Origin of the sequence: Psychrosphaera ytuae (assembly GCF_017638545.1) — a bacterium.
Classification (GTDB): Bacteria; Pseudomonadota; Gammaproteobacteria; order Enterobacterales; family Alteromonadaceae; genus Psychrosphaera; species Psychrosphaera ytuae.
Genome location: NZ_CP072110.1, coordinates 770,311 through 789,388, shown reverse-complemented (window position 1 = coordinate 789,388; position 19,078 = coordinate 770,311). Strand labels below are relative to the sequence as shown.

At 42.4% G+C, this 19,078-nt stretch carries 12 protein-coding genes, 1 other RNA gene and 1 pseudogene; 11 read left to right on the top strand and 3 right to left on the bottom strand.

Annotated elements, in window-relative coordinates; translation table 11 throughout:
• The first annotated feature begins 8 nt into the window (after nt 1-8).
• Together J1N51_RS03535 and J1N51_RS03530 are read left to right on the top strand one after the other, a co-directional pair.
• Nucleotides 9-911, top strand: coding sequence for a hypothetical protein (locus J1N51_RS03535; protein WP_208832608.1), 903 nt, complete (start codon nt 9-11; stop codon nt 909-911).
• 42 nt (nt 912-953) lie between these two features.
• Nucleotides 954-2,234: an endonuclease/exonuclease/phosphatase family protein gene (locus J1N51_RS03530; protein WP_232842885.1), complete on the top strand. Its 1,281-nt coding sequence runs from the start codon at nt 954-956 to the stop codon at nt 2,232-2,234.
• Between the two features lie 14 nt (nt 2,235-2,248).
• Here J1N51_RS03530 and ssrS read toward each other — a convergent pair.
• Nucleotides 2,249-2,445, bottom strand: a non-coding RNA gene (ssrS, locus tag J1N51_RS03525) — 6S RNA.
• 276 nt (nt 2,446-2,721) lie between these two features.
• Here ssrS and J1N51_RS03520 point away from each other — a divergent pair.
• The 7 genes from J1N51_RS03520 (at nt 2,722) to gcvP (ending at nt 12,287) form a co-directional block, all read left to right on the top strand.
• Nucleotides 2,722-3,276, top strand: coding sequence for a UPF0149 family protein (locus J1N51_RS03520; RefSeq protein WP_208832607.1), 555 nt, complete (start codon nt 2,722-2,724; stop codon nt 3,274-3,276).
• Nucleotides 3,277-3,367: 91 nt separating this feature from the next.
• Nucleotides 3,368-4,750, top strand: a complete 1,383-nt coding sequence (pepP, locus tag J1N51_RS03515) for a Xaa-Pro aminopeptidase (protein WP_232842851.1) — start codon at nt 3,368-3,370, stop codon at nt 4,748-4,750.
• Between the two features lie 53 nt (nt 4,751-4,803).
• Complete coding sequence (locus J1N51_RS03510) at nt 4,804-6,177, top strand: FAD-dependent monooxygenase (protein ID WP_208832606.1); 1,374 nt, start codon at nt 4,804-4,806, stop codon at nt 6,175-6,177.
• Nucleotides 6,174-7,442 carry an FAD-dependent oxidoreductase gene (locus J1N51_RS03505; RefSeq protein ID WP_208832605.1) on the top strand — a complete coding sequence of 423 codons (1,269 nt, stop codon included), beginning with the start codon at nt 6,174-6,176 and terminating at the stop codon, nt 7,440-7,442. The genes J1N51_RS03510 and J1N51_RS03505 overlap by 4 nt, the downstream gene beginning before the upstream one ends.
• A 228-nt stretch (nt 7,443-7,670) precedes the next feature.
• Nucleotides 7,671-8,756: a glycine cleavage system aminomethyltransferase GcvT gene (gcvT, locus tag J1N51_RS03500; RefSeq protein WP_208832604.1), complete on the top strand. Its 1,086-nt coding sequence runs from the start codon at nt 7,671-7,673 to the stop codon at nt 8,754-8,756.
• 152 nt (nt 8,757-8,908) lie between these two features.
• A complete protein-coding gene (gene gcvH / locus J1N51_RS03495) occupies nt 8,909-9,298 on the top strand; it encodes a glycine cleavage system protein GcvH (protein ID WP_208832603.1) in 390 nt (129 codons plus the stop codon).
• A 76-nt stretch (nt 9,299-9,374) separates the two neighbouring features.
• On the top strand, nt 9,375-12,287 hold the full coding sequence (gene gcvP / locus J1N51_RS03490; RefSeq protein WP_208832602.1) for an aminomethyl-transferring glycine dehydrogenase: 2,913 nt from the start codon (nt 9,375-9,377) through the stop codon (nt 12,285-12,287).
• A 564-nt stretch (nt 12,288-12,851) separates the two neighbouring features.
• On the opposite strand, the gene J1N51_RS14835 is transcribed toward gcvP, so the two are convergent.
• Nucleotides 12,852-13,043 carry a hypothetical protein gene (locus tag J1N51_RS14835; RefSeq protein WP_208832601.1) on the bottom strand — a complete coding sequence of 64 codons (192 nt, stop codon included), beginning with the start codon at nt 13,041-13,043 and terminating at the stop codon, nt 12,852-12,854.
• A gap of 80 nt (nt 13,044-13,123) precedes the next feature.
• Nucleotides 13,124-14,074 (bottom strand): annotated as a pseudogene (locus J1N51_RS03480) (IS30 family transposase).
• A 319-nt stretch (nt 14,075-14,393) separates the two neighbouring features.
• Between J1N51_RS03480 and J1N51_RS03475 the strand changes: the two are divergent.
• Nucleotides 14,394-17,750 carry a hypothetical protein gene (locus tag J1N51_RS03475; protein ID WP_208832600.1) on the top strand — a complete coding sequence of 1,119 codons (3,357 nt, stop codon included), beginning with the start codon at nt 14,394-14,396 and terminating at the stop codon, nt 17,748-17,750.
• Between the two features lie 398 nt (nt 17,751-18,148).
• On the top strand, nt 18,149-18,313 hold the full coding sequence (locus J1N51_RS03470; protein WP_208832599.1) for a hypothetical protein: 165 nt from the start codon (nt 18,149-18,151) through the stop codon (nt 18,311-18,313).
• Nucleotides 18,314-19,078 lie beyond the last annotated feature (765 nt).

The following is a 19,078-nucleotide window of genomic DNA, read 5'->3' as shown; positions in this document are numbered from 1 at the left end:
AAGGCTCTATGAAAATAGAGCCTTTTTTATCAGATACGGAAATCAATAATACTGACCTCACTGACACAGAGGCAGTAAAGCCCAATGTGCATAAAAGAGGTGTATGGCGGTATGTTCCGTTTGTTCTGGTTTCATTAGTGATCCATCTTGTTGTTGTCTATGTCATGGCATCAAGTCAGGCTAGTTTTGAAAATAAACGTGATAGCAAACCGATTATTCAAAGCTATTTGATTCAGGAGCTGCCAAAAGTCACAACAGAACAACCAAAAATAATGCCGGTTGTAGCGTCAGGGCAAACTACACAGCCAGAATTAAAAGCAGAGCCCAAACCAGAGCCCAAACCGTCGTCAGACGTAGAAAAGTCATTAGAAAAGCCACTTACACAACCTTCAGAACAATCACTTCAGCAGCTTGAGCCGACAGAAGTTTTACCCGCAGAGCCTTCACTCACAGAACATTCGAGTCAAACTAAGACAACTCCTGTCGAAGCCTATTTACAGCAACTCAACAACAACGCCTTGGAACAAATGGCCACTGATGCCGCTCGAGAATATCGTTTTGGCTCACCTGCACCTATTTCATCATCATCTCAGCGCTCAAATAATAGAAAGCGACAATTGCAACACAAGCCAACCCCGGATAGCGCGGCGCTCGATAATATCGAAGAATTCGAGACGCCTTTTCACAAAGAAAAGATCGTCAGCGTAAACGGCCAGTGCTTTTTACTGAAGAGCAACTTTTTTGAGGCGAGTCATTCGACCGGCGAAAAGGTAGGTGCACAGTATTGGCAACCTTCAAGTTGTTATGGAGGAGTCTCTAACGGCGAGCTGTTCCGTCAGATACTCCACAATAATCTAAATAAAAATGTAAACAAAAAAGACAATAAAAACAGACTGTCCCAACAAAATTAAGTTAGACTTTTAGGACAAAATACAGTCACGGAACGAATAATGATGCAATTAAATTCAAAACGACTAAAGATGATCACAATTGGGCTGCTGTTGGGGCTAGGTGGCAGTTCTGTTGCAAGTGCTGAGGAACAGACGAGAATGACCGACGTTACACCAAAATCTGCAGCTAACCAGGTACGTGTTGCGACTTTTAATGTCAGTATGGAGGCAGATAATTACAAGAGTGATAATCAAAAAGTGACTAGTAGGGAGCCTGCGGCTGCATTAGTTGCAGCCTTACAATCTGGGCAACATCCTCAAATCAAAAACATTGCCGAGATCATTCAGCGTGTGCAGCCCGATGTCATTTTATTAAATGAATTTGATTACATTAGCGATCCTGATTTGGGCATTAACTTGTTTCAAAAGGATTACTTAGGTGTATCGCAAAATGGCCAAACGCCAATCCAATATCCTCATGTTTACTTAACACCCGTCAATACGGGTGTTAAAACGGGGCTTGGTGAGCAGCCAAACCAGAGTCAAAAGGTACGTCTGAGCCATTATGGTTTTGGTAAATACCCTGGCCAGTACGGCATGGTCCTGTTGTCAAAGTTTCCAATTGATACAGAAAACACGCGTACGTTTCAGACGTTTTTGTGGAAAGACATGCCAAATAACTTGATGCCCGTTGAGACAGATGGAACTTCTTGGTATCGCCCAAATGAAGTTGAAATAATGAGACTCTCGTCAAAGTCACATTGGGATGTACCTGTTAAAATTTGTGATACTACGTTGCATGTATTAGCTAGCCATCCAACACCGCCAGTGTTTGACGGTAAAGAAGATCGCAATGGTCGCCGTAATCATGATGAGCTTCGATTTTGGAAAGATTACATAAACGCCAAACCTGACAGCTATCATTTTGATGATAAAGGCAAAAAAGGGGGAATGAGCTCAGCTGATGCGAAGTTTGTCATCGTCGGTGATTTAAACGCCAGTGCAGTAGAAGGTGACGCTTATCCAGGTGCTATGGAGCAACTTTTGTCGCATCCAAAAATTAACAATTACCCGGCCCCTTTGTCAGTTGGTGGATTAGAAAACAAACCTAAAACTCGCAACAACAGTGACTTTGCGGCGACACATACGGCCGGCTGGGGCATGAGAGCGGATTATGTATTGCCTTCAGCCAATTTAGACGTTGCCAACAGTGGCGTGTATTGGCCAAGTTCTAACAGCGATCAAGCAAGATTGGTCAAGGGTAGGTCGGCATCATCCGATCACCGTTTGGTTTGGGCGGACTTAGTTTTTCCTAAAGATATAAGCTGTAAAAGTCAGGAGTGAAGTCGTTTCGCGTGGTGGTTCCCAGAGTGCCGATGAAAACCGAACCCTTGAACAACCGACGTGTTCAAGGCGGATGCCATATTCCCACCGTAGGCTTCTCGATTCGTGCCATAAGGCAAGCCGAGCCTGCGCAATAGTAGGAAGGATGGAATCCTTACAAAATAGTATCGGCTCAGGGATATAAGTTCTCTGTCAAACACCCCAGGTAACCATTGCATACGACTTTAAAAGATAGTCCACAGTGCGGTTGAACTCCAATAATATCTGGGTATCGATCGCTAACTATCTAATTCGCTGCGAAATATAACAGCTTTGTCAGACAGTACAACGATAAACCCAAATTAGATCGGTCGTTTGCCCAGAAATTTTACGAACTGCAGAAAAATTAGACTTTTACACCGATACCCTTGGTCAAAACGACCGCAACACTTCTGATTTTATCTAACTTCTATTACACTGACGTAAAATACAATTTGCCGAGCTTTTTATGACCCACCAAGAATTGATGCAAGTGCTAAACGAACACGACTTTACCTCAACCGCTAGTGAACTACATGGTTTGTTAACCGGCTTAGTTGCTGGTGGTATGTTTCGCGGTTCAAATGATTTTTTAAATCACATGGAAGAGTTGTTTAACAATGGTTTAACCATTAAAGGGTCGCTGAAATCAGCATCGACCAAGTTAGTTGACGAGATATTCTCAAAGCTAGAATCCGATGAATTTGGCTTTGAGTTACTATTGATTGATGAAGACGAAAGCCTCAGTGACCAAGCACAAGAGTTGATCAACTGGGTTCAATACTTCTTGGTTGGTTTTGGTTTAAACAAGCGTGATTTAAAAATGGCGAGTAATGATGTTCGCGAGATCATCGAAGATATGACGAGTATTACTCGCATGGAACCGGAGATGGAAGACAACAACGAAAACCAAGCGGACTTTTATGAAGTCGTTGAGTTTGTACGTGTGTCGGCCATTTTGTGTTACCAAGAGTTTGGCAAAAAGACCCAAACTGCAACCGAATCGAACAAAACACTTCACTAAAATCGATTGATTGAGAAGTACCAAACGACCGTAGTGATCTCTAGGGGCGTTTTGAACATGGCTAATATGACCAATTAAACAAGAGGTGAAAATGAAACTGACTATTCCTATGACTGAGTTTGTCGCTCGCAGAGAAAAGCTTTTAGAACAAATGAAGCCAAACAGTGTCGCTGTTTTTCCTGCATCAAGAGAGTTAACCCGCAGTCGTGATACTGAGTTTCCTTTTCGCCAAGACAGTGATTTTTTCTATTTAACTGGTTTTCCAGAGCCTAATGCTTATTTAATCATCGAGAAGTTGAGTGACTCGGCAGTGGGTGCTGAACAAGCGAGCATCACTACCTTAGTGTGTCGAGTAAAAGACAAAACGGCCGAAATTTGGCAGGGCCGTCGTATTGGCAAAGACAAGGCCAAAACTGAGTTTATGTTTGACCAAACGGCAGACGAAACTGAGTTAGAGCAAACCTTACAAACGGCAATTAACAACAAAGCGACCTTGTACTTCGGACAAGGTGAATATGATTATGCTGATGAGTTGGTGTTTAAAACCCTACAAACTTTGCGAATGGGTCCTAAAAAGGGCTGGTCGGCACCAACAGAGTTATTGGATGTTCGCCCAATTGTTCACAATATGCGCTTGTTTAAATCTGACGCCGAAATCGAAGTGATGCGCCAAGCCGGCAAAATAAGTGCCGAAGCACACGCTCGAGCAATGAAGTTTGCTGCACAACAAAGCCAAAAAGGCGAGCCCGTATTTGAATATCAACTCGAAGCCGAAATTCATCATCACTTTGCGATGAATGGCGCACGTTATCCTGCATACGGTACTATTGTCGGTGGTGGCGAAAACGCCTGTATTCTTCACTACACCGAAAACCAAGATGAAGTGAAAAGCGGTGATTTGGTATTAATTGACTCTGGTTGTGAACTACAAGGTTATGCAGCAGACATCACCCGAACGTGGCCAGTAAACGGCAAATACAGTGAAGAACAAAAGGTAATTTACGAAGTAGTATTAGACGCACAACTTGCTGTACTAGAGGCGATTTCTCCAGACGCATCGCTAAAGTCATTAACTGACATATCTATTCGTAAAATCACCGAAGGCTTGGTGAGACTTGGGATCATCAAGACGCCAGAGTCGCAAAACGGAGTGACACCAGAACAAATTGATGATCTTATTGCGAACAACGCACACCGTGCGTTTTATATGCACGGCTTAGCACATTGGTTAGGCCTTGACGTCCACGATGTGGGTGATTACAACCAAGCCGGTGCGCAACGCGGATTACAACCAGGAATGATCTTTACGGTTGAGCCTGGTATATATATCGACAGCGAAGCCGACTGCGATCCTAAGTGGCATGGCATTGGCGTTCGTATCGAAGACAATATTTTGATCACCGATAATGGCTACGAAAATCTTACAGCAGACGTACCAAAAACCATTGAAGAAATTGAAGCTCTGATGCGTTAGTGAGTTGACGCGTCAACAAGACACAAGATAAAAGTAAAACAGAGGATAAAGCGGTGGGTTTGACGGGCAGCGCTGACGTTACTAGTGATAAAGTGCAAGACCAATGCGAAAGCCAAACTAACATGGCATGTTTTGATGTCGTTGTGTCTGGTGGCGGTCCAACGGGGCTGTTAACTGCGATTGGGATCAAAACAGAATGCCCACATTTGTCCGTTGCTGTTGTCGAGCCATTTCAAGACGCCAAGCCTCAAAAAGGCAATTTAGGGTCAGCCATTCAATCCAACTTTGACCAGCGTTGTCTCGCATTGTCTTACGGTTCACTAATGCTTTTAAACCATTGGAATATTTGGTCAAAGTTAAAAGCGAACGGTTGGCCCATTCAGTCCATAGTGACATCGGATCGTGGCCATATCGGTAAAACCATAATGCGAGCAGCAGATTATGGGCTACACGCCATGGGCCAGGTCGCTTCAATGCACAACTTGGGTTTGGCATTAAAACAGGTCGCAGTGGACCTAGAGATTAACTGGTTTTGTCCAGATAAAATTGACAAGCTTAGTAACAACAATACGTTATTGACCTTAACCTCGGGTCAACAGCTAACAACACAGTTGTTAGTTGTTGCCGAAGGCGGCCAATCAAACACCCGAGACTTGTTAAACATTAGCAGTACAACCAGCGATTACCAGCAATCGGCTGTGATCGCCAATGTAAAAGTCAAAGGCGGGACCAAAAAGCTACAAAGCCAATTTGATCAGCCAAATAACGTGGCATTTGAGCGTTTTACTTTAAATGGCCCAATCGCTTTTTTACCCATTGGTGAGCAAGAATATAACGTCGTTTGGACTCAAACCCCTGAGCAAGCCAAAGAAGTGCAAGGCTTGTCTGACGAAGCCTTTTGTCAGCGTTTACAAAACGAGTTTGGTTTAGCCGCAGGTCACATCAACCAAGTCTCTAAACGCGCATGTTATCCCTTATCAATGACAAGAGTGGAACGTTTAACTGCCGCAAATACAGTATTGTTAGGAAATACAGCACACACAGTACACCCGATTGCAGGCCAGGGTTTTAACCTTGGGGTTCGAGATATTGGTGTGTTGGTGTTTGCTTTAAAAGCTAACCTTAGCGAAAGTAACGAAGACAATAAAATAGAATCAATACTGCGCCATTACGAACAAAACCGCATTGAAGACATAGATAGAATCGTCACGTTTACTGACTTTTTGGTCCGTATGTTTGGTTTGCCAGGTCGCACTGCGGCATTTGCACGAACGACCAGCTTAATGGCACTACAAGCATCAGACTTTTTACAGCAGTGGTTGGCACTACACTTTATGGGCAGTCACAAACAGTTTAATTTAGGTAAAGAATTAAACCGCCCGCTCAATAGCAGTTCACAAAAGATCAAAGAAAGAGTAAACGGATGATTAATACCGATGTAGTTATCATTGGCGGCGGAAGCGTTGGCCTGACTGCAGCTTTGGCATTAGCCAAAAACGACTTTAAAGTCACTGTTATTGACCAAGCCTCAGGAGTTCAGCCATTAGAACAACCGCAGTCTCGCGTCAGTGCGATTTCGTTGGCGAGTCAACAGGTATTAACTCAACTCGATGCATGGCAGCACATGGACCTATCTCGTTGTTTGGCTTATGACACCATGCACGTATGGGAAAAAGAGAGTTTTGCCGACATTACTTTTGATGCTAATGACCTAAACGCGCAACAATCCGTTGGTCACCTTGGCCATATTATCGAAAACCACAATATTCGAAATGGTCTTTTAAAAGCAGCACAGCAACAAGACAACATTACTTTACTGCTCGAAACTGGCGTGACTTCCATTCACAATGACGACGAACAAGTGCTGTTGACCCTAAACAATGGTCAGCCGGTTATCGCAAAGTTATGTATTGCTGCAGATGGTGCAAATTCTTGGGTTAAGCAACAACTGCGAATTCCTACTACGTTTTCTGATTATGATCATCACGCCATCGTGGCTAACATCAAAACGACAGAACCTCATGGGCAGTGTGCTCGACAGGTATTTTTGCCAAATGGGCCGTTGGCATTACTCCCTATGTATCACTCTTCATCAAAGACAGCATCGGTAACTCCAAATAGAGAGCCGGGGTCTATTTGCAGCATTGTCTGGTCTACCGAACCACAACACGCAGAGCAATTGATGGCAATGTCCGACAGTGACTTTAATAAGGCGCTTACTGCAGCGAGTGACAGTGTTTTGGGACCACTAGAGTTGACGACAGATCGTATTAAATTTCCACTTACTATGCGATACGCGCAAACATGGCTCGAACAACGAGTTTTATTTATGGGCGATGCAGCTCATACCATCCACCCACTTGCCGGACTGGGGATGAATTTGGGCTTAATGGATGCCGCGAGTATAGTCGATTGTATCGACCTAACTGACTTGCAAAATCCAGCAAAATTACAAAAAGGACTACGCCATTTTGAGCGCTGGCGCAAAGCTGAGGCACAAACCTATATTGTGGCAATGGCTGGATTAAAGAATTTGTTTGACGGTAATCATCCTATAAAAAAATTAATCCGTGGTGTCGGACTCAAATTAACCGATAAAGCAGGCCCAATTAAACGCCGAATTACCGAGCAAGCCGTTGGTATGCAAGGTGAGCTACCAACTCTAGCCAAACCAGTAGATCCTCTAAGATAATCTAATCACTGGCCTTGGTTAAAATTACTCTTTTAATCAAGGCTCTTTCCAGCCTGACTCGCACAAATTTGGTGCTTTTTGATATTAGAATTACTAATCGTTATGGCGTAGAGATATGCCATTCTTTGCGATATACTCACGGCCACTTATTTTGGGTCCAGGCTAAAAATTGCACGATCCAAACGATAATCGCACCAATAAGCGAACAATTACTAAAAAGGTAATGCTATGAGCAACAGAACGGTTCTTTTTGATAAGCACATCGAAGCCGGCGCTAAGATGGTTGACTTCCACGGTTGGGAAATGCCAATCAACTATGGCTCTCAAATCGAAGAGCATCACGCGGTTCGTCAAGACGCGGGTATGTTTGATGTTTCACACATGACCATCGTTGATATCAAAGGTACCGATGCCAAAGCATTCCTTCGCAAATTAGTCACGAACGACGTTGCCAAACTTCAAGAAGAAGGCAAAGCCCTGTACACAGGTATGCTAAATGAAGAAGGTGGGGTGATTGATGATCTTATCGTTTATCACTTCAACGAAGAGTTTTACCGTTTGGTTGTTAACTCTGCAACGCGTGAAAAAGACCTAGCTTGGATCACTAAGCAATCTGCAGCGTTTGACGTAACAGTTACAGAACAGCCTGATTACGCGATGATTGCGGTACAAGGTCCAAATGCTAAAGAAAAAGTCGCAAAGGTTATTTCAGCTGAACAACAAAAAGCAGTAGAAGGCATGAAGCCGTTTTATGGTGTTCAAGCGGGCGACTTATTTATTGCAACAACAGGTTACACAGGTGAAGCCGGTTACGAGATCATTCTTCCTCCTGAGCAAGCCGCTGATTTTTGGCAAGCACTAGTAGATGCGGGTGTTAAGCCAGCTGGCCTTGGTGCACGTGATACCTTGCGTTTAGAAGCGGGTATGAACTTGTACGGTTCGGATATGGACGAGACTGTTTCTCCTCTTGCTGCAAATATGGGCTGGACGATTTCTTGGCAGCCAGAAGACCGTGATTTTATTGGTCGTAACGCATTAACTAAATTAAAAGAGCAGGGCACAGACAAGTTAGTTGGCCTTGTAATGGAACAAAAAGGCGTTTTACGCGGCGGCCTTAAAGTGATCACAGACGCAGGCGAAGGCGTAATCACTTCGGGTACTTTCTCTCCGACCCTTGGTTTTTCAGTGGCGATGGCTCGTGTGCCAGGTGGTGTAGAGCTTGGCAGCACAGTGCAAGTCGAAATGCGCAAGAAGCTAGTCGAAGTAAAAGTCGTTAAAGCAGGCTTTGTTCGCAACGGTAAGTCGGTACTGTAATCGCGTAGATATTGATTTTTTGGTGAGCTGGGTTGACCCCTGTCTAAACTGCCATTATCTTTTTGAGTGGCTAAACAGACAATCACCCCGTTCATCGAACGGATACACCAACATATAACATTAATAAAGAAAGATCCCTTAAGGAACTTAACATGAGCAATATTCCATCGGACTTAAAATATGCTTCTTCGCACGAGTGGGTGCGTAAAGAAGAAGGCGGCATCGTAGTGGTAGGTATTACCGAGCACGCTCAAGAACTTCTTGGCGACATGGTATTTGTAGACCTTCCAGACGTAGGCGATGCGTTTGCAGCGGGTGACGACTGTGCCGTAGCGGAATCTGTAAAAGCCGCTTCTGACATTTACGCGCCTGTAGCCGGTGAAGTTGTTGAAGTTAACGAAGACTTAGAAGACGCGCCTGAAAACGTAAACTCTGACCCATACGGTGACGGTTGGTTATTCAAGCTTAAAATTGAAGACGAGTCAGAATTGGACGACTTGTTAGACGCGGAAGGTTACGCGGAATCTATCGACGAAGACTAAGTCGAACATCTTAGAAGCCTCGCAGGTTAGCCTCTGCGAGGTTTTGTCTATTTAAACTGTAGGAAGTCTGTTAGCCATGTCAGAAAAATCGAGCCTAACTCAACTAGAGCAAAACGAAATTTTTATTCGCCGCCACATCGGTCCTAGCCAAGAAGAACAGCTAGAGATGTGTAAGACCCTTGGCGTAAGCTCAGTTGAAGAACTTATCGACCAAACGGTTCCAGGTAAAATCCGTTTAGAAAGCGACTTAAACATCAATGACGCGCAAACGGAAGAACAAACCCTTGCGTACTTAAAATCAGTGGCCAGCGAAAACCAAGTCGCTAAGTCATACATTGGTTTAGGTTATCACCCAGTTTCTGTTCCTAACGTTATTTTGCGTAACGTATTGGAAAATCCAGGTTGGTACACGGCGTACACGCCATACCAGCCAGAGATTGCTCAGGGCCGATTAGAATCACTGCTTAACTTCCAACAGTTGACGATTGACCTTACTGGTCTTGACTTAGCAAGTGCCTCGTTATTAGACGAAGCGACTGCAGCAGCAGAAGCGATGGCACTAGCAAAGCGTGTTTCAAAAGCTAAAAAAGCTAACACCTTCTTTATTGCTGACGACGTATTCCCACAAACAGTAGACGTAGTTAAGACTCGCGCTGAGTTATTCGGTTTTGAAGTTGTTGTTGATAAAGCAGAAAACGTAGGTCAACACGATATATTTGGTGCCTTGTTCCAGTTCACGGGTCATGAAGGTCAAGTAAATGACATTCAACCGTTGGTAGAACAAGTTCATGAGAAAAAGGCCATCGCTATTGTCGCGGCTGACATCATGAGTTTGGTGTTATTAGAAGGCCCAGCTAAATTTGGTGCAGACGTAGTACTTGGCTCAGCACAGCGTTTTGGTGTACCTATGGGTTACGGTGGTCCACACGCTGCATTCTTTGCAACAACTGATAAGTTTAAGCGTTCACTACCTGGTCGTATTATCGGTGTTTCTAAAGACCGTCGCGGTAACAAAGCACTTCGTATGGCAATGCAGACTCGTGAGCAACACATCCGCCGCGAAAAAGCCAACTCAAATATTTGTACGGCTCAGGTGTTACTAGCTAACATGGCGTCGTTCTATGCGGTTTATCACGGCCCACAAGGTCTTAAAGCCATCGCACAACGCATCAACCGTTTCGCTGACATCTTTGCATTAGGCCTAAAAGAAAAAGGCGTTGAGTTAGTTAACGACACTTGGTTTGACACTGTGACGTTTAAGACTGACAGCAAAGATGCAATTTTGGCAAAAGCCGCTGACAAGCTTGTTAACTTCCGCGCTGATTTAGACGGTAAATTAAGCGTATCAATGAACGAAGCGGTCACTCGCGCTGATATCATTGAACTATTTGACCTAGTACTAGGCGAAGGTCATGGTTTAACTGTTGAAGACTTAGATGCAAAAGCACAAGGTTTTGATTCGTTACCAGCTGCTTACACGCGTAAGACAGACATTCTGACTCACGAAGTATTTAACTCATACCAGTCAGAAACTGAAATGTTGCGTTATATTCGCAAGTTGGAAGGCAAAGATTTATCGCTTAACCACTCAATGATCTCGTTGGGCTCTTGTACCATGAAACTAAATGCTACGGCTGAGATGATCCCAGTGACGTGGCCTGAGTTTGGTAACATGCACCCATTTGCGCCGATGACGCAAGCACAAGGCTACCGCAAAATGATCGGTGAGTTGTCTGACTACCTCATCGAAATCACAGGTTATGACAACATCTCAATGCAGCCTAACTCTGGTGCACAGGGTGAATATGCAGGTCTACTAGCAATTCGCAAATACCACGAAAGTCGTGGCGACCATCACCGTAACATCTGTCTGATCCCTAGCTCTGCGCACGGTACTAACCCTGCATCAGCGCAAATGGCAAGCATGAAAGTAGTTGTGGTTGACTGTGACACCGAAGGTAACATCGATATGGCAGACCTTCGTGCCAAAGCCGAAGAGCACAAAGACGCCTTGTCGTGCATCATGGTTACGTACCCGTCAACACACGGTGTTTACGAAGAATCGATTCGCGAAGTGTGTGACATTGTTCACGAAAATGGCGGTCAGGTTTATATGGACGGAGCCAACATGAACGCACAGGTTGGTCTAACTGCACCTGGTTTCATCGGCTCGGACGTTTCACACCTTAACCTACACAAAACATTCTGTATTCCACACGGTGGCGGTGGTCCAGGCATGGGCCCAATTGGTGTTAAGTCTCACTTAGCTCCGTTCTTGCCAAACCACCAAGTGACAAAAGTAGAGTTCTTTGGTGACAACGCAATCGAAAATGTCGGCTTAGATAACGGCGCGGTATCTGCTGCACCGTACGGCTCTGCAGGTATTTTACCGATTTCTTGGGCATATATTGCGATGATGGGTAAACACGGCTTACGTCAAGCAACAGAAGTTGCAATCCTTAACGCTAACTATGTTACTGAGCGTTTGAGTCAACACTACCCAATCTTGTATCGCGGCCGTAACAACCGCGTTGCTCACGAATGTATCATTGACTTACGTCCACTTAAAGAAGCCTCTGGCATTTCAGAAATGGACATCGCTAAACGTCTAAATGACTATGGCTTCCACGCGCCGACTATGTCGTTCCCAGTTGCGGGCACACTTATGATCGAGCCAACTGAATCAGAAGCAAAAGTAGAACTAGACCGCTTTATCGACGCAATGATCGCCATCCGTGAAGAGATTGCAAAAGTCGAAAACGGCCAGTGGACCCTAGACAACAACCCGTTAGTCTTCGCACCGCACACAGCCGAAGACGTACTTGACCCAGAGTGGGACCGCGCATACGCACGCGACTATGCCGCATTCCCATGTGAAGCTGTGAAAGCCAACAAGTTCTGGCCAACAGTTACTCGTATCGACGACGTATACGGCGACCGCAACCTTGTGTGTAGCTGTCCTACGATTGATACGTACAGGGACGAGTAGGGGTATTGTCTACGTTAAATAAAGTTTGTGACAGAGTTAATTAAGATTGTGACAGCCTTACCAAGGAAATGCGAATCTACTACGGTTCGCATTTTCCTATGGTTGTACGGAGAGTTTTATAATTCGCGATGTTAATTAGGTATAAATTTACTATTAGTGCGTGCGATATAAACGAGATTAAAGTTAGTTTGTGTCCGATATATGCTTTATGTGAAGGCTTATAGGTTTCATTTGAATGGGGGGCGTCACCTCAAAATTTTTAGATACTCTTAAAACTAATTTTCTCTTCATCGTTAATTGGATGTGGCTCGAGCTCTGCGTAACATTTTACAATTTTATTTTCAGGGTAAATGGCGATGGTTTTTGTTAATTTGCATGTTTCACATGCACTTCTCTTGTAGTCCACATAATTCTCTTTAATTTTTATACCATTTCCTATCTTTTCCAGCTCACCCTTCATTTTTGCGAGTGTAGGCTTGTTTAATTCGCTGATTACTGTGTTTATCAAAACTCTATGTCCATCTTCAACATATTTGTAGATGTTGTTTATGGTCTTTTTGTAAGTTAAACTGAGCCTCTATAAATTTCATGCTCTTTTTGAAGTCCATCCACACTTATATTGATGGACTGGATGCTATCTAACATGAAACTAGATAGTTTTCTTTTGTATATAGTTCCATTACTTGATACTGATATTTGAATGCTAGGAAGTTTACTTCTAATAACTTTCACGAAGTCTTTAAACTGCTTGTGCAAAAGTGGTTCCCCTCCAGTTATGTTAACTTCTTCAAGATTTGGGAACGCGCGAATTCAACTTCGAAGTGCACCACTCTCATTTAGGCGGCCTGTCGTAACTCTTCGAACACCACTGCAGGATGTCTGAACCCGAGGCATTTCCTAGGCCTCAGGTTAATTGCTCTCTCTATTTCGGCCAGTTGCTGGTTGGAGACCGTTCGCAAATCCGTGCCTTTACCGATGTACTGACGGAGCAAACCGTTGAAGTTCTCGTTCAATCCGCGCTCCCAAGATGAGTAGGGATTGGCGAAATAGATATCTGTTTTCAATTGCTTAGCTACCCGCTCATGGTCTCAGAATTCAGCACCATTATCGGCGGTGATGGTGTGCACATGGCGGCGGTATCGCCACAACATACCAATCATGGTTTTGCTGACGTCTTCGGCGCTTTTAGCGGCGGCTTTACGCACTAGGAACAGCTTACTTGTGCGCTATACCACGCTGACTATCGCACCGGTTCCCTGCTTACCGAGCACTGTGTCCACTTCCCAGTCACCAAAGCGTTTCTTCTGAGCTACGACTATCGGCCGATACTCAATGCCAACCCGGTTAGGGATGATGACGCGCTTAACTCGGCTACCTTTGCGGTACTTTTTGCGCCCATGGCGTAGCTGCTTATATAGCTGCCCGCCACGTAACTTATCTCGCTGTACGTGCACGTAAATCCACTCGTGGCTGACGTCCTGACCAATTTGTTTACCAACACCTGCAATCTGCTCAGGACTCCACTTCTGTGAGAGGCCAAACTCGACGAGCGTGATGGTAGCCGCAGAGATACGCTTCTTGGCTGCCTGGCAACGTCGCTTTAACGCGTATGCATGGGCAAACTCAGGCATATAATGACTGCCCCTGAGGCGGTTTCTGCGCACCTCACGGCTAATGGTGCTGTGGCTTACTCCTAACCGTTGTGCGATTGCACGGTAACTGAACCCCTCGCGCAGATAGGCGTCAATCTGGTATCGTTGACCCTCGGTCAACTGCTTGTAACTCATGGTAATACTCTAATTGTTTGGCGACTTTAGAATACCACCTACAGGCAGTTGATCGTCTGTGACCCATTAACCATGAGTGGTGCACTTATTATCTGAATTTGCGCGTATTACTTTGTAAAAAAAGCTCAAGCTCGGTAATAGTGAGCTTTTCCTTCCTAGTGGGGGACGATGAGACATTGCAATGAATACATTTTAGGTTACAGTATAACCCTATATAGACTTAAACTTTCTTAACGTTTGGGTAAAAATATTCGTCATACATGATTGGTTTGCAGTTCAAAAATATTACATAAGCCATAGATTTAAAAGGAATGATAAAATGAAAAATATAAGGTTTTTCATAAATACAACTGCATTTCTAAAGTACACTTTATTTTTATTTTGCGCAACATTCTCAATGCTTGCATCATCCCAATCACAGATTATCAGTGCCGATTCAAGGAAGTTAAGAGAATGGACTATTACTAACGAAAATTATGAGGCACTGAATCAAAGTAAGCGCCTTAAGGTAAGTGAACGCGCACGACGTCTGTATGAAAACCCTCATTTTTACAATCTATTTAGGGTCAATTTTAATGGAGGACCTCATGCTGGAAAGAAAGTTTTAAAGGGTTATCAAAACAGCGTTAAAGGAATAAACGAGCGTGATATTGCAGTGCTATTACTTAATAAAGTCCCAATATATGGTGAGGGTTTGGCGCTGGCCCAGAGGTACCATAGTAACCCTGATAACTTCAGTGTAAGCTTTGGTGAAGATGAGTACGACTCTTATGCCTATTTTGGTAGTCATACTAGATTTGGGAAAACGAATGGAGCTTACCAAGAATATTTGTTAAGACCCGAAGGAGCAGCTTCACTTGCAAGAATTGCGTACTTTTCAATCGAATTAGGAATTTTATCATCTAAAAAGCATTCAACAAATTTCGATACCTTATCACGAAAATTTGCGAACACATTTAAAATTGATGAAAGTGAAGTTAAAAATCTGGTAGCCAATTATGATGAGGCAGTGAAAACTTTACCCAACGGTGACCAAATAAGATCTACTGATATTGAAATACTCCCGCCCCAAGACAAAACAAAAAAACATAAAAGAAAGACTACCGAAAATTCAGACAACTTGGAGGATGCGTTTAATGAGCTATCAGACGACGATAAAGCTAAAGTCATAGATCCTAAGATACCAACTTGGCAAAAGAAAAGATTACTTAATATAGATGATTCAAATTCCGGCAACACTCTTCAAAAACGAGCAATTCGCTTGTTGCAGTTGGAAAAGAAGGTAGATGATTATCACAAGGATTTAAATGGTTTCGTATCGATTGTTGCGTTGGTTGATCAGGAATTCGCATTTAAATTTAATCGTGCAGGGAAGGCATATGGAAAAATAATGAGTGCTTTCGGACAATATGATATTGAAGGTGAATTGAATGTAAGGATGTTAGGCGATATGGCGAGTGGTATCGGAATTGTACTTACTTTAATGAGTAAAAATAGTGGCCCCACTGCCGATGAAGTTATTATGGAAATGCTTGGGGAAGTGCTTGCTAATCAAAAGTTGATTCTGGAGCAGTTAGCAGAAATAGAACACAAACAAGCAATTTTAGAGTCCGATTTATCCTACATAATCAGTATTTCAGCACAGCAACACAAAGAAACCTTAAGAGAACTTACCAATATTATAGAGCGACTCGATAAAATAAGCGCCGCCAGATATCAGGAGATGAACTATACAAGAGAGTTATTTGAAGAGGGCATATTAAACGATCTGAAGACTCGTACAAACGTTTTGACTAAACGCGTTTTAGACCCATCCTCGGCGATTTTTGAAGATATAATTTCGTGCAAACAAAATAAGGGGATGTGCAGCAAGCAAGCGGTAACTCACCAAAAAGAAGTGTTTGACCAATTGAGTAGGATTGTTTCATATGCAACAGATCCTGACATTTATAGAGGTAAAATATTTTCGAGTCCCACGCCCATTAATGACACTAAAATTATGGATTGGGATTACATCTTTAATGAAGTTTCAGCGGCAGCGCGTATTGACCAATTAGAGGAAATTAGCAAATGGATGAATTCTGAATACTTGAAAGATGATACTCTACGACAAAAATATAGAAATCCTTCAATCTCATATGTACGGACCGTAGATACAGATGTTTACGAGAATCTGATTAATCCAAATTTATTTATCAATGTATTACTGCCTGAATATCTAAAAATGGCGGTATTTTACGACAGATTTGATGAACTATTCATCGATTCCGCACGACTGAAGGCACAGTTTTCAAAAATAGAGGATTCAGCAAGGGAATCCCGTGAAGCCATCCCTTTGGCGAGAGTTCTTTTGGAAAAATACGGTAATAAGGTTTATGACCACATGATGAATTACCTAGAACTTGAACCACTAGCTATCGAAGGTCACAAAAATCTTTTAGAATTTATCCAAAAGCGAATTACAAATAGTTTATATCGAAAACTCGAACAAAAAGAAAAGGTTGTCAAACACTTAGATCCGACTGCCAACCAAGATACATTTATTGCTCAAAACTTCCCCTTACTAATATCATTGGCTGCTGAAGACTTAAACCAGCTTATCGATTTAGAATTAATGAAAAACTTATCAAACGAAAAGAATAAAGACATTGTTCAGTTAGGTGAGCACTTTGGTCTTTGGAGAAAAGTAGAGGAAGGTAGACCTCTAAGTGATATATATTATTCATCACGCACTGTTTTTAAAGGAAAAATAGAAGATAGTTCAATCTCATGGGGGGGGCGACTTTCTCAAACTCGGCACGTCACCTATTTAGAACTTAGCGCTAGAGCAAAAAGCTTAATCCCTAAATCAATTAGATATATTCCAGAAAAAACAATTGAAATTAAGGCCCGCTACTCTATTAAGGCACTAAAACCAAATGACTTCTTTATTTTCCTAAACAAGGATAGAGAGAACTTTATCTTCACATATAAAGATGATTCGGATATACGTTTTAGAACCAAAATCGATGATCCTAATTACATGGGAGATAAACCGGAAGAAAGACCTCTTCAATCTGAACGAAATTCAGCCATATTAGCTCTAATATTATCACGAGAAATTGTAAAAAGAATTGATGACTGGATAAATGAATTTGGTAAAAAAATACAGGGGAATGAAAAAACTCATCAAGACTTTGCAAATTGGGAAAAGGCTAGAAACGCTCTTTTATGGCATATAGATAACGGTTACGGTAATTGCATAAACCAATACAGCGGTGGAGTTAATAAAGTACTTAATACAAGACTTATTGAGCTTGTGTATCAGAGTGCAAAAACTATTAAATATGAGCACTTGATGCGAAAAATGAGCCATAAAGAGTTTATTGATGCAAAAAGAAGCGTCATTAAGACCTTTAGAATCTACTTCCCCTTGATTCCTCAGCGCCCTTATACTGACAAAGAGAAAAAACAACTATCGCGTATGGGTGTAACATTGGTTTCCGATATTAAGCCTGCACAAACAAATCCAATAGAATATACAAAGAACAAATGGGGCGACTATTATGGTCAATTTCTTGATGCAGACGAGTTACCAAGACCTGTTGACCCAAATATATATGGTGTTACTTGCGATCTAGGGGCTGGGAATTTATCGCATGCCAAAAAATTAGTAAAGCTCCTTCCTAAAACATAGAATATTGATTAGGTTGTATTGAATAATTCCATCGGGTAAGTAAAAATTTTTCTTAGGAAACGCGTACACCACGTAACAGAAATATAAGCTAGAAGTATTTTTACAAACGCTCTGTCAGCAATAAAAAAATAAAATGCAAAACAATGTTCTTAATCTTCCTCTCCCGACCAATTCGAATTATGCATGCCTGAATAATTAGCGGGATAAGCAGGCCATATCTTTTCAGTGGTTTATAAGGCTACTATAAGGTACGTTATTAGGATGAGTCGAGTCAATAACTGCCCATTTTGATAAAAGGAAGAAAACTTTAGAAGCTGTCTTAGTAATACCTAGCGCTAGTGTAGTGGCATAGTGATTCGCTGTCTGCCTGGGAGATTGAGAGGAAATTTAGAAGTTATTTGGCTGACCTTGGTATCATGCCTGCTAGTGGTAAGAAAGATCACTTTAACCAATACTTTTCAGATGTATTGAGCCTATTCGACTGCTTTATCAATAGCTCCCCTGAAGTAGAGCCTGCTTGGTCACACTCATTTGTATGTGCAGACTACGAATATACTCTGTAGAACCTGATATAGAACTCATCTAGCTAACCAGCCTTCTTCGTTGGAACCTATCATTCGCTGCATGGGTGCGACTTAACCAGTCACAAACTTAATTAATTTTTTTAAGCCTCGACTTCATCGAAAACCTCAGTTTGTCACAATCTTAATTAATCCTTAGGTCAGCGCTAGCCCTTGAGTGGTGCGGGTACTTGTCACAAACTTTATTCATCCTAGTCACTTGTGTGCACGTTAAATAAAGTTTGTGACAGAATTAATTAAGTTTGTGACAGGTTGATGCTAGAGAAGCGAACTAGAAATGGTTCGCTTTTTTGTTTTTACTTTACTAGTGTTCCAAGTGCCAACGAAGTAGAAGAAAATTTGGTTGCTTTTAGCAAAGTGCCTATATTGACTGTTTTTACCTAAACAGGCAGGTTTAGACAAGGAGTGGATGGTGACGTTTCTTTACTAGGACTGCCGCTTTAGGACGGTCCAACCAACTCATTTTTTGCCCCTTTTCGTGCTAGCCCCAATTACTCTAAGTTAATATTTGTTCACTATAAACTTTTCGAATTTTAGAATGCGTAAACTTAGTAAATAAGTATAAAGAGACAATTGTGAAGTTAAAAATTTGTTAAATAAACATAATTTTTAGTGTAAAACGCCGTTTACTTAAAAGAAATATTGATCCATCAAGTAACCTTAATAGGTTTATGCTTATTTCCCTTCTAATACTGCTCTGTCTGAAGCTTTCCCCCTCAAGTATGACAAAAACTATAGTCGCTCTTT